We start from the raw sequence: 12254 nt of genomic DNA, 5'->3' as shown, positions 1-12254 counted from the left end.
AAATCTTTATTAAAAAATATTTCATCTTATTTAACAAGAAACCATATTTATATAACAACATAAAATACACTAAGTTATTTTATTGAACATATATCGTACTTTATCTATCCGACTATTTGGACGACGGGGCTGGCAAACAGGTTCACCGGTAGTAACATGGTACCCTTTTAACTCTGTTAAACAAACACTACGTCCATTTGTAAAGAAAGTTAAATCACTACGATATTCTTGAATACACCGAGCAGTGATTTCTCCACTAAGAATGACCTCATTATTTTTCAATTGAGTGTCTACGATGTTCGCACAATATTTAGGAGCATCGGTGTATGCTCGTGAAAGATATTCCTGTGGCGCATAAATTTTAAAACTAAGATATGGCTCTAACAATTCTGTTCCAGCTTTTTTTAAGACTTGTTCCAATACAATAGGAGCAAGCATCCGAAAATCTGCTGGGGTACTAACAGGGCTATAGTATAAGCCATACTTAAAACAGATTTTACAGTCCGTCACATTCCAACCATACAATCCTTGTTCACAGCCATAGCGTATCCCTTCCATAACTGCATTTTGAAATGATTGATTTAAGTATCCAAGAGAAACCGAGCTCTCATACTGCATTCCACTTCCCAACGGAAGCGGTGATACAGATAAACCAATGGAAGCCCAGAAAGGATTCGGTGGAACTTCGATGTGAATGGTATACTCTGCTTTTTTTAACGGTCTTTCCATATAAATGACTGTAGGCTCTTTTATTTCTATCTCCACATGATACTTTTCTTGCAGCAGAGCACAAGTCACTTCCATTTGTACTTTCCCTAAGAAAGAAAGTATGATTTCATGTGTCGCAGAATCCACATAATATCGCAGAAGCGGGTCACTGTCTGAGATTTCCAAAAGGGCATCAAGCAACATTTCTCTCTGTTCAGGTTTACTCGGTTCAACAGTTGTTTGTAGTAGAGGGTGCGGATTTTCAATCTTTTTTCTCTGTGGCAATAGTTTTGTATCTCCAAGAACACTATTTAACTTCAAAAACTCATTTTGCAAAATAACAATTTCTCCAGAATAAGCTCTATCAATCTTACATAATTCACCATTTATTGAAGTATACATTTCTGTAATTTTTATTTTTTCCTTTTCCGATATTCTAACCGAATCTCGCAAATGCAGTACGCCACTATAAAGACGTATATATGCAAGACGCTGTCTTTTTTCCGAATACTCAATTTTGAAAACTTTTCCGCAAAGTTCAGACTGACCTCGATGTGTTGATGAATAAAATTTATTCGTAATCACTTCTATAAGGTTATCAATCCCTATATTGTTTTTTGCACTTCCGTGATAAACAGGGAACAGAGAACAATTCTGAAATCTTATGCTTTCCTCTTGTTCGAGTTCCAATGCTTCTAATGATTTACCGGACATATATTTCTCTAAAAGGTCATCGTTTCCCTCTATTACCGTATCCCATTGTTCAGATTCGGTAAAGTTCGTCACACACATATTAGGATACAGTTCTACCTTCTGTTTGATTACAATTTCGGCAGAAAGTTTCTCTTTAATATCCTGATAAACCGTTGATAAATCAATTCCATTTTGGTCAATCTTATTGATAAAAAAGATTGTGGGAATCCCCATTTTCCTAAGTGCATGAAATAATATACGAGTTTGTGCTTGTACGCCATCTTTTGCAGAAATCAGTAGAATTGCCCCATCTAAAACTGATAATGAACGATATACTTCTGCTAAGAAATCCATATGTCCTGGCGTGTCTATGATGTTCACCTTCGTATTTTCCCACTGAAAAGAGGTTATTCCTGTCTGAATTGTAATTCCTCTCTGACGTTCTAAAAGCGTATTATCCGTCCTCGTTGTACCTTTGTCCACGCTTCCTAATTCTGTAATCGCTCCACTGTTATATAATAAGCTTTCTGTTAAGGTAGTTTTTCCTGCATCAACATGAGCTAAAACTCCAATATTAATAATTTTCATGTGATTTTCCTCCATTCAAAAACCCAAAAGGGCATAAAAATCCCAGTGATAAATACTTTTATCACTGGGATTTTTATGCATAACCATAGGCATACAAAGCATACAGATATTCTCCGGATACTTTAGAATCACATGATAAAGGTATTCTTAAACTGGGTACAAAAAACTAAGCCCTCCTAAAAAAGGACATCCAATTATTTGTTCCCACTATCAAATTGACAGTTTATTTAAGAATACCTTGCCGCATATTTATTAACTCCTTTTAAATAGATACTTAAATTATAGCACGTAAGAGCATATTTGTAAAGGAATCTCCAATTTTTTATCAAAGAGAGTACGTGATTACAAAATAGCTGTAATAATGTACCAATATTTGTTATTCTATAATCTTCCAATTACTCCCGTTCTTTTCAAGTACCAAATCAAATTGAGATACCTGCGTTGCTTTGGTCTGCTGGTCGATATACTCCACTGTCAGCGATACCGTGACTTGATTATCCTTACGATTGTGAATAGGATTTACCAGTTCTTGAAAGATGTACTCTTTTCCGATTGGTTTTAATATCCCGTCATTCACATAGTAGGAAAGTTCACTGGCTGTCGCTGTAGGATAGAGCTTGAAGAACGTCGTTAAAAACTCATTGATTTCATTGGTTGTAATGGAATCAACCGTCCCCTCACTTTCAATGGCTTTTGGTTTATAACTTGATTTCTTAGGTATGTTGGTAATGGTCGGATTCTTAACCAGTACCATATTTCCAGAACCATCTACATAGACACTCACTATATAAGCAGAGTGGACGGTCTTTGTATTTTCTCCCTCTGTAATGAGCTGGTCTACACTGTAGGTTACATTAAACTCATTGTCGCCAGTTGGCTCTACCGTCCATATCTGAAATCCTCTTACAGAAGACGATACAGGAATATCTTTGCGTACTGTATCAACATTGAGAGCTTGAAGTTCATCTGTCAGATAGCCTTTTAGACTTTCCATTCGATTATCAATGGACTTATCGGATTGCTCCCATGAATAGTAGACTTTCGCAAAGTTCTCTACAAAATTTTCTACATGATGAGTATCAACGTATTCCTTTTCTATGATAGTTGTTTCGTGAATAGTATGAGTATCTATAGCTGTAAAGTGCTTGAATATCGCAAAGCTGAAACTAAGCCCTAAAAGTACCCACAAGGCAATCACAACCTTTTTATGAGGATTGACCTTATAGACACGAGGTTTCTTTTCCTTTGGTATCTGTTTTTCTTTATTCTGATTTTTTCTAAATTTCATCATTAAATCTTCCTTTCTCATTGTTTGATTCGTCCTGCTCCCACTAAATGCTGTTGCCAGTAGGGGCTTGTTAAGTCGGCATAACCGATTGGGTCGCCTGCATGAAACATACGGTTATTGCCAAGGTATATCCCAACATGAGTAATATAAGAGCCAGCGTTATAGGTAGAATGAAAGAAAACCAAATCGCCAGCTTGTGCTTCCGATAGTGGGATATGCTGGGTCACATCATATTGCTGTTGTGCGGTTCGTGGTAAGTTAATTCCAGCTTTTCCATACGTCCATTGTGTCAGTCCGCTACAATCAAAAGAAGTAGTCGGGGAAGCTCCACCGTAAACGTATCGCCAGCCCTCATATTTCAGTGCTTCGTCCATGATGGCTTGTACCGTATCATCATCAAACTCTGTTGTGACAAGATACTGCGTTACCAGTTGCACATAAAACATATTGCCATAGTTGTATCGCCAGCCCCCATTGATAGGTATGGCTATGGGATTGGGGTAAGACACTTTTTCGCCACCTGAATACTCTTTTGAGAAACTTTGAGCCAGTTCAAAGGTATATTTATTTCCACGATTAGCCACATACCCTAAGAAACCACCACCATAATTGTAGGACTGGATAACCGATTCTAAATCTACACTGAGCCTTTCGCTACTGGCTAATAATTCACTGAAATACTTCACACCTTGCTTAATGGATTCTTCTGTACTCAATGAATTAGGTGGAAGACCGAGGGATTCCGAGGACTGCATAACATCTTCCGCAGTACCGCCCGATTCCACCTGTATAATCGCAAGAAGTATGTTGACATATTCTTCAACGCCATATTCTTTGGCATATTTTTCTACCATAGGCTTATGAGCCAGCACTTCTGCGGAAACATTCACACCTCCATAATGAATATTGGAAATTCCGCTGTCCTGTTCATCTGAAAATAAAATGGCAACAAACAGAAGCAGTGAGAAGACCATCAAGAATAATCCAGAACCACCAATCACTAAAGTTTTCAACTTCATGGTTTCTTACCGACTTTCTTAATGGTGGCGGTTTTGATTGGTGGTCTACTTCTTGTATTTTGTAGTGGTACTCTTTGAACAGTAGACGGACGTTCTTTTGTGATTGGACGTTGTGAAGTTCTATCTGCTGTAGTGGTTGAAGTTGCTGGCTTTTGAACGGTTTTTTCTTGAACGGTATTGCCTTGGCGTTCCACTTTTGGACTTGAAAAATCGGACTTAACTGCTGGACGCTCTTGTTTGGCTTGTTGAGATTCCTTATATGAAGTCTGAATATTAGACTGTTTTGAGGTCTGTTCATCATGATATTGTTCTTGTCTTGTAGTCGGTCTTTCATGAACAGAAGAAGCAGGCTGTTTTTTCTGTTTGACCTGTTCCATTTCAGAGCGACGCTTCGCAATGGTTTTTCGCCTTTGTTCCTGCTGTTCCTTGCGTCCACTGGCTCTGTCCGCTTTGGTTTGAGAAATACTACTGGTTAAATCACGGACATTCTCTTTTACTTTGGATTTTCCTTGATATACTGCATATCTTGCATTGGTCGGCAAATCTTTAACCTGTTCTTTCAAACCACTAGCAGTGTCTACCATTCTGTCTTTGGTATCAGCTACTGTACCGATGGTTTGACCGATACGTTTTCCAAGTGTTGATTTTTCCTTTCCGTCTGGTCGGGAGTGATCTGCTTGTGTCCTTGCAGAACTCCCCGAACCCGACTGTCCTTTTTTACCTGTAACAATGGCAGACCCAGCCCCTAGAGTAGTCATGGAACGTCCAAGTTTCCGCTGTAGACGGTGCATGTGAGCGTGCATAAGCATACGAGGTTTTCTCATCACACGACTTCCCACACTTTGAGAATCGTTACTCTGTAGAGAAAACATACTCATTAAATCGCCCAGCTTGAAGTAGATTCCTGCAAAGGTCACAATCTGTAGAAAAGCAATCAAAAAGAACGGATAACCAGCCGATAAGGTATAGAGCATGGTTGAAATACTAAATGCTGTCGTAATAATCAATGTGATTCCAGCTCGTGTCAAAATGGTATTAAAGAGCTTTGTTATGGCTCGTTTTGACATACCATCAAATGATGGAATCATGCTTAAAATAAAGCTCACAGGCAGAAACATAGCATAGATGATAAAAAGTACCTGCGAGAAAATCATGATTCCTGTTAATAGGAATACAAATATGGAAATCCCAATATTGAAGACAAATAGGAAGAAGACTGTACCTAAACGGTTAATGGTCTTTGTAATGGTTAGATTGGTATTGCTTCTGTCTTCAATTTCTTCCGCAACAATTTTTTCTCTGTCTTCGCCATTGTTGGAATCTGGGCTGGTGGAGAGCAGGCTTTCCACACGGTCAATACCGATACTTTCAATGTCTGAACTGTTGTATTGAAGCAGTAGCCACGGTTGCTGAACCTGTATGGAAAACAGGCTATCTCTGATTAAGTCCACGCTGTCCTTGCCTTGACTATCGGAATGGGGCATGACAATCTTCGTGCCAAGTGATAAACTGGCATTACTGATGTCTGATGAAAAGTCATTGATTTTTTTAATGTAGTCGGGAGCGTAGGCAATAAAGGAAGCCGATAGGATAAACACCAGCACAAAATTCATAATGGCATGAATTGCCTTTGTGGTTTCTCTCTTTATCAGTCCCGTATAGGCAACATAAACCCCAAGAACCAAAATCAAGAGTAAGAGGAATCCAACATAGAAACCCTCTGTTGAAAATCCGTTTGCACTCACACCAGCTAAGGTCTGCATATTCTTACCAATGGAATCTGCTGTAGCGGAAATGAAGTCTAAGGAATAGGCTTCCTGTACTAAGTAACCTGTCGCATTGGAAACATACAAACTGATTGTCCAAATAAAATTGGTAATGGCATATAGTCCATACATGACCTGTTTTCCAATCCCGTCCGACCAGTTCCACGGAAGCCAGCCCCAGCTATTATCCACATAAAAATCCAGTTGATAGTTTTCAAGTGGGAATCGGCTGTATTCATTTGCCACATTGACCGTATCATCTACCAAGCCCGCAGCTTGAACCACCGTTCCCAGCATGGCTAAAAGAAAAATGGCAATCACAAGTGTGAAAGCCACTGTCATTGCCACTTTACCTAGACGTTTCAGCGTCCAGTTTGATTTTATTCTGTTTACTATTGATGGTTTCACATTTACACCTCTTTTCGCACAGGTGGTCTGGTATCAAAGGCATGGAGCAGTTCTTCAAATACAGGGTGGAACTGTATCACACCGACACGACCATATAAATCACTGATAAGGCATTGCCCGTTTTCCAAATCACGCAATCGCTTCTGATTGTTTTCGTCCTCTGGGTCTACACCAAAAAAGGCTAAGGTCTTTTTAATCTCGTTAAGGTCAGTGGAACGAAATGCAAATTTTAAGCCGAGGTTATTTTTCAGTTTTTCATCTAAGAGGTCGTCTGTATTTTGGGTCACGAAATATACCCCAGCGTTCATAGCACGACCAGCCCGAACCAGCTTCATAGATAGTGTTTTTCCTTGTGCTACCTGTAAAAAGCTCCATGCTTCGTCTAAATCTACAATCTTGAAAATGCTTCGGTCTGTATGGATAAAGTCTAAAGCAAAGGTACTAATGACAATCAGCATAGCAACGGATAAAAGCTCCATAGTGGTATATTCCTCAAAGGAAGTTTCCTTGTCGGGAAGTACCAAGTCCGCAACCTGTATAATGTTCAGTTGTTTTTCTAAGCTGATAGACTGCTCCACATAACCATTACTGAATAATAAATGTGCAAAGTCATAGTCTGTAAAACTTTCGATATGGTCGGCTATACTGGTACTTAGTGGCGTATTCTCAACCCGTAATTCCTCAATCACTTTCATCAACCCTCGTACTTCACTATTGGTTACTGCACGAATGGCTTTTCTAAGGATTGGGAAGCGTTCCCCATCACGAGAGGAAATCCCCGTAAGGAATGTCAGAATATCAATAGCCAGTGATTCAGAATCTTTGGGATTTTTCATAATCACATAAGGGTCAAGTAAGCCTTTGTTTTTCTCATCAGAAGTCAGAGTGACGATATTGATTTCATGGGAAATCTCTGGCAAGGTTTCTTTCCATCTGCCACGTTCTGCTTTTGGGTCTACAATCACTGCTTGTGCCCCATAAAGCACCGCATAATAGACGATAAGGTTATTCGCAAAGGATTTACCACCACCCAGCGAACCAACAAAAGCCGACGCTAACGCATTGGTTACTGAACCCTTAACCCCTTGACTGGCAAGAGCAGGTTTCAGATAGACATTGCGTCCAGTATCTAAGCTGTAGCCAACATAAATCCCCTCATTTTCCCCCAGCATTTGAGTAGCACCAAAACCTAAACCAGCGAGGAAATCAGAGGTCACGTATTGAATATAATCATTCATATAACGCTTGCTGGCAGGTAAAAATTCTTCATGTAAGCCGAGCATATCCCCAAATGGTCGTACCAGTTTTACGCTTAAATCGTCATAAAAATCTTTCACTTCATTACAACGACGTTTGAGTTCGTCAAGATCATTTGCTGATACCCTTACCACATAAGACAGCTTGTACATAGATTCCTTGCTTTGGTCTAAATTGGTTTCCAGCTCATTCACACTTTCCAGAGCTTCCGCCACATTGGAGCTGGTTTCATTATCACTTTGCCAAGCGTGGTTATCCAAGTCTTTCAGTTCTTTCTTTTTATTGCGGACAGTAGATAGGGCTTTACGATTCGCTACAATTTCCACATTCATTGACGTATCAATCGGGAATGTAAATTGCTGTTGCTGGTAGTAGAAGATTTCAGAGGACGGGAAGTCCAGTTCTCCGACAATGCTGTTAATGGTAAAGTAAGCTACATAGACGGTTTCATCTTCCTGCTGGATTTTCAAATATCGCTGTTTTTCTTCCACCAAACAGCGAGTAGGCTTAATCAAGTCATAGTATTTAATCAGCGTTTCATTATCCAGCTTTTTCTTTGATAGATGGTACTCATACTCTTCATAGGCAGTGCCTGTCTGTCCGTAAAGGTGTTCAATCAGATAGCCGAAGTCGTCCTTATCTAACCTGCGGATTTTGAAACGACGAGAGATTTTATTTTCTAAGAGCTTTTCCATCTTCTGAAAACGCAGGATTTCATCATTACTCATACTAACAAAATCGCCCATCAGCTTATGGTTCACATCATAGACAAAATCAGACAAAGCATTTTTTGCTTCAACGGTAAGACTTTTCATAGAAAACTCCTGATCGTTGAGAAGCAACTTAAAGCCGATAAAGAAACGGTAGTTCACTTGATTTTCGCCAATCATGGATATTAAAGCGTCTGTCTGTTGGTCGATTTTGTCATAGGCAACCGCTTTGAGCTTGCCAGTGACTTCATTTTTGGAACGCTCTTGTGCAGAACGTATGCTGGATTCTGTACTGATTTGTAAAGCATGAATTTTGCCATCACGATTTTGTGCGATAAGCTGTCTGAAAGAATCATGCACTTGTATTTTCTGTTCTGGACTTAGAAATGAGTAATTGTAAGGAACAAGCTCATAGTAAGCATAACATTCCCCGTCTTTATTCCAGACGAGATTGTTTTCAATGTATTTAATTGGATATGCCATAAAATTCACTCCTAACTGCTGTAATGGCTTCTTGTGGCTGGTTTCTGCCAAGCGTTACTTTTTTTCCTGCATAGGTCAGCTTTGGTCGCAGTGCATAAGCAATGACAGACTTCAAAAATCCATAAGGCTTTTTACCATCAAAAGTTTTTGTAGACATAAACCATGTGAAAGCCACAGGAATCCCAAAGTATTTGAGAAATGCTCCCTCTATCATGGAAAGAGGGGGCAAGTTGCCAAGTATCATCACTGCAAAGAGTGACACGACAAACCACGTGGAGTGTGTTGCTCTGCTCGTAAAAGCCTAGAAACATTTTATAGAAAGACTATATGAGGTCGCTGGTAACAGTGACCTTTTATCTTTAGTGTGGATATATTAAAGTGATCAAGAATAAATCATTAATATCATTAATGTGGAAGGCTTGAATTTGGTGAAACTTGAGATGGAACGGAAAGAACAGCTTCGGCAGGATAACCATATCAATTTCTACATTATCCAGTGCTAACAAACCCCATTCACCTGCAAAGTATTTTTCAGGGAATCTGGAGAACTATTTGGCAGGAAGAGCTAGACCACGAGCAGGGAGAAACAGCCAGTCTGGCAGTGTAACAATCGATATAGGATCAAAGGCCAGATTGGATGTTTAAACAATTACTAGATTTAGATAAATTTGATGGAGTTATCATGAATCAAGTACTCGACCACATCAGTATTTCAGAAGCTGGACAAATTGTAGTAACTTTCCTTGAAGGAACTGAGGTAGATTTATAAGAGACTGTGACTGGGAAGTTGCAGTCTTTTTTGGTTTTATGGTATAATTGACATAATATTATAATTGGAGTTAATAAGAATTTGAAGACATTAGTTGAATTTGTAGCAGTTGCAGAGCAAAAAGTTGTTGATAATTTCGATACTTATTTGATGGAATTTCAAAATTTCTTGGTCGAATCAGGAGTAATTGATGCTGAGGAAGTAGATAGTGAATTTTATAGCCTAACTGAAGTACCACTTTATCTTATTGATTTTCATTCTGGAGAGTACATATGGAGAATTGGTGTCGAATTTAGTACCTATGAAAAAAATTATGAACTGATGGTTTCAATTCAAAGCGAAAATTATATAATTAGTACAGAAAATGAATACCTTGAGCGATTAAAGAGAATAGTCAAAAATTTTATTAAAACAAAGCACAAGAAAATATTCTGGTTATTTGATTCTGAGTCCGAATTTTTAGCAACCGATTTATACCCTAAAGTTTTTACTGTCGAAAATTTAGCTAGAAAATTTATTACATTGGTTATGAATCGAAAATTTGGTATTCATTGGTGGAGACTTGTACCCTTAAAAATTCAAGGAAAACACAAAATTAGATATGTTGACTACAAAGCAATAATTGATAATTTCAAAGATGTAGATGAAAGATTGATGTCTATTGATACAGGTGATTTGCTTGATATATTTTCAAATAAAGTGATGAAGTGGGATGCTTCTAAAGAGAATATATTGGAATTGACTCAACTTAATTTACATTTGGAAAATTTGACTAGAATTCTACAAAGACAGCAAGTTGTATATAGTGATTGGTGGCAAACTTATTTTTCACCATTTTTGCCAGATAATTTTCTAGATTATTTCAGAAGATTTGAACTAGATCGAAATCATATCGCTCACAATAAAATGATAGATAAATCAGCCTATAAGAGTATATTACATTCAATAGATGTCGTTCAGAAAGCTTTACTTTGTGGTATACAAAAGATGTCATCAGAGTTAAAATCAGAGGAGGTGCGCAAGGAAGAAGAGTTTGAATTTGAATTATTATTACAGGAAGAGTTAATGTCGGATAGAATTCTTGAATTGAAGGAAAGCGAGAGTGGGGTAACAACTCGAAATAGTAACCAGATTCTAGCTCTATTCAATGATAAATTGAGTCAAGTTTATGATTCGATTGAAGAATCCTTCAGATTCAGTGAGTATTTGAATTTCAGTGATTATACTGAACTAAAGATTTGTAATTCAAATAGTGTTGTATTTGAAATTGAAAACAAAATTGATGGTTACGTAATTAGTTTTGAGGCTAATACTGATATTAACGACTATGAAGGTTCCCAAAGTTTCCTATATTTAGGGTATAAAAAAGACGGGAGTCCAAGTATAGAAGAAATTGGAAGAGTGTCCTATACTTATGGTGTTATTGAATTTGATGAGTTTCAAGGTACTTATATGCCCGTCCAAATGGATGGCATTTCAGAGTACGATCTGCATAGACTAGGAAAAAGATTGGTTGATATAATAAATAGTGAATTCACAGATTATAAGGATATAGTGGAAAGTTCTAAATATTCTATTATCAAAGATGGTGGTCCGGATCCTATTTTAGATTTACCGTGTCAAGAGTGTGGAGAGGAGTGGATATGTGTTGATGAAACTATCACAGATTTTGGTAGATGTCTAAACTGTGGAGAAATTAATGAAGTAACAGAGTGTGAGCATTGTGGTCGTAACGATTTCGGTTCACCAAGTGAGGATGAGCCATTTTTATGTGAGGAATGCAGGAATTATTATGAAGAGGAATAGATATTTTCGTTCAATAATATAATCTTAAAGAGAAGAAATCCTTTTTATTTGATAGTATTGGAAAATACTGTCAGTACATGTTGATGTGTGAGTATTTCTCGTGAATGATAAAGGATAGGGTATAATTCATTACACTGTTTTTGGATAAATATTGTTAGACTGTAACTTTTATGTTGCAGTTTTTCAATTTATACATGGTATAATTAAAATAATAAAAGATTGAGGATTTTTTATGAGTAAAGAAGCAATATTTCAAAATGTAGAATCACTACAACAAGTTGTAAACATAATTAATGAAGCAGCGGCAGCTCTTAATGATAAAACACGTACAATAAGAGAGAGTCCAATTCCAGAAGTGTTAGCTGGTGCATTGGGAGCAGGTATTGGTGGGATAAGTTCATTCGCAGCTCTTTATGGTTTAGGTACTGTAGGGTTATCAGCGGCTGGCATTACTTCAGGCCTTGCAGCTATTGGCGGTGTCGTTGGAGGTGGTATGGTAGCTGGAGTGTTTGTAATGGCTGCTCCAGTCGTTGTATTAGCCGGAGGCGGTATATTATTAGCTTCTAATCTAAAAAATAAACAACTTAAACAGGAAAAAGAACGGTTATATAAAGAAGCATTGCAAAAACATGAAGCTATTATACAAGCTCTGAAAACTGAGGCAGATGCTGATAAGGAACGCCTAGATTATTTACAGAGTTTAAATATCCTCCTAACTCAAGCAATTAAAGATTTGAAAAACGATTTAGGGGACTAACA

At 37.9% G+C, this 12254-nt stretch carries 8 protein-coding genes and 2 pseudogenes; 3 read left to right on the top strand and 7 right to left on the bottom strand.

The genetic code is table 11. The annotated features are described in order from the left end of the window. Window positions 1-69: 69 nt before the first annotated feature. The 7 genes and pseudogenes from tet(M) to FJN11_RS06925 form a co-directional block, all read right to left on the bottom strand. Window positions 70-1989 carry a tetracycline resistance ribosomal protection protein Tet(M) gene (gene tet(M) / locus FJN11_RS06955; RefSeq protein ID WP_140224210.1) on the bottom strand — a complete coding sequence of 640 codons (1920 nt, stop codon included), beginning with the start codon at window positions 1987-1989 and terminating at the stop codon, window positions 70-72. Window positions 1990-2004: 15 nt separating this feature from the next. Continuing rightward, window positions 2005-2052: pseudogene (locus FJN11_RS11020) on the bottom strand (hypothetical protein); the annotation flags it as partial. 313 nt (window positions 2053-2365) lie between these two features. Beyond that, a complete protein-coding gene (locus FJN11_RS06945; protein WP_001224318.1) occupies window positions 2366-3298 on the bottom strand; it encodes a conjugal transfer protein in 933 nt (310 codons plus the stop codon). Further along, the gene (locus FJN11_RS06940) at window positions 3295-4296 is read right to left on the bottom strand and encodes a bifunctional lytic transglycosylase/C40 family peptidase (protein ID WP_000769868.1); all 1002 of its coding nucleotides are present in this window, start codon (window positions 4294-4296) and stop codon (window positions 3295-3297) included. Before FJN11_RS06940 ends, FJN11_RS06945 begins: the two co-directional genes overlap by 4 nt. Further along, window positions 4293-6470, bottom strand: coding sequence for a CD3337/EF1877 family mobilome membrane protein (locus FJN11_RS06935; protein WP_050232626.1), 2178 nt, complete (start codon window positions 6468-6470; stop codon window positions 4293-4295). Before FJN11_RS06935 ends, FJN11_RS06940 begins: the two co-directional genes overlap by 4 nt. A gap of 2 nt (window positions 6471-6472) precedes the next feature. Further along, window positions 6473-8920, bottom strand: a complete 2448-nt coding sequence (tcpF, locus tag FJN11_RS06930; protein WP_000331160.1) for a conjugal transfer ATPase TcpF — start codon at window positions 8918-8920, stop codon at window positions 6473-6475. Then, a pseudogene (locus tag FJN11_RS06925) lies at window positions 8904-9203 on the bottom strand (conjugal transfer protein); the annotation flags it as partial. The pseudogene FJN11_RS06925 and the gene tcpF, both read right to left, overlap by 17 nt. Before the next feature lie 354 nt (window positions 9204-9557). Here FJN11_RS06925 and FJN11_RS11015 point away from each other — a divergent pair. The 3 genes from FJN11_RS11015 (at window position 9558) to FJN11_RS06910 (ending at window position 12252) form a co-directional block, all read left to right on the top strand. Then, complete coding sequence (locus FJN11_RS11015; protein ID WP_425471093.1) at window positions 9558-9689, top strand: hypothetical protein; 132 nt, start codon at window positions 9558-9560, stop codon at window positions 9687-9689. A gap of 81 nt (window positions 9690-9770) precedes the next feature. Further along, complete coding sequence (locus FJN11_RS06915; RefSeq protein ID WP_246039360.1) at window positions 9771-11495, top strand: hypothetical protein; 1725 nt, start codon at window positions 9771-9773, stop codon at window positions 11493-11495. Between the two features lie 232 nt (window positions 11496-11727). Continuing rightward, complete coding sequence (locus FJN11_RS06910) at window positions 11728-12252, top strand: hypothetical protein (RefSeq protein ID WP_140224208.1); 525 nt, start codon at window positions 11728-11730, stop codon at window positions 12250-12252. The last annotated feature ends 2 nt before the right edge of the window (window positions 12253-12254 follow it).

Source organism: Streptococcus symci, assembly GCF_006385165.1.
In the GTDB taxonomy this organism is placed as follows: domain Bacteria; phylum Bacillota; class Bacilli; order Lactobacillales; family Streptococcaceae; genus Streptococcus; species Streptococcus symci.
Note: the sequence above shows the minus strand (reverse complement) of the source record. Positions and strands in the feature narration are given on the sequence as shown.

Bases quoted from the DNA above. Each gene is read 5' to 3' on its own strand.
- FJN11_RS06945 (WP_001224318.1), bottom strand. From the start codon at position 3,298: ATGAGAAAGGAAGATTTAATGATGAAATTTAGAAAAAATCAGAATAAA.
- tcpF (WP_000331160.1), bottom strand. From the start codon at position 8,920: ATGGCATATCCAATTAAATACATTGAAAACAATCTCGTCTGGAATAAA.
- FJN11_RS06940 (WP_000769868.1), bottom strand. From the start codon at position 4,296: ATGAAGTTGAAAACTTTAGTGATTGGTGGTTCTGGATTATTCTTGATG.
- FJN11_RS06910 (WP_140224208.1), top strand. From the start codon at position 11,728: ATGAGTAAAGAAGCAATATTTCAAAATGTAGAATCACTACAACAAGTT.
- FJN11_RS11015 (WP_425471093.1), top strand. From the start codon at position 9,558: ATGTTTAAACAATTACTAGATTTAGATAAATTTGATGGAGTTATCATG.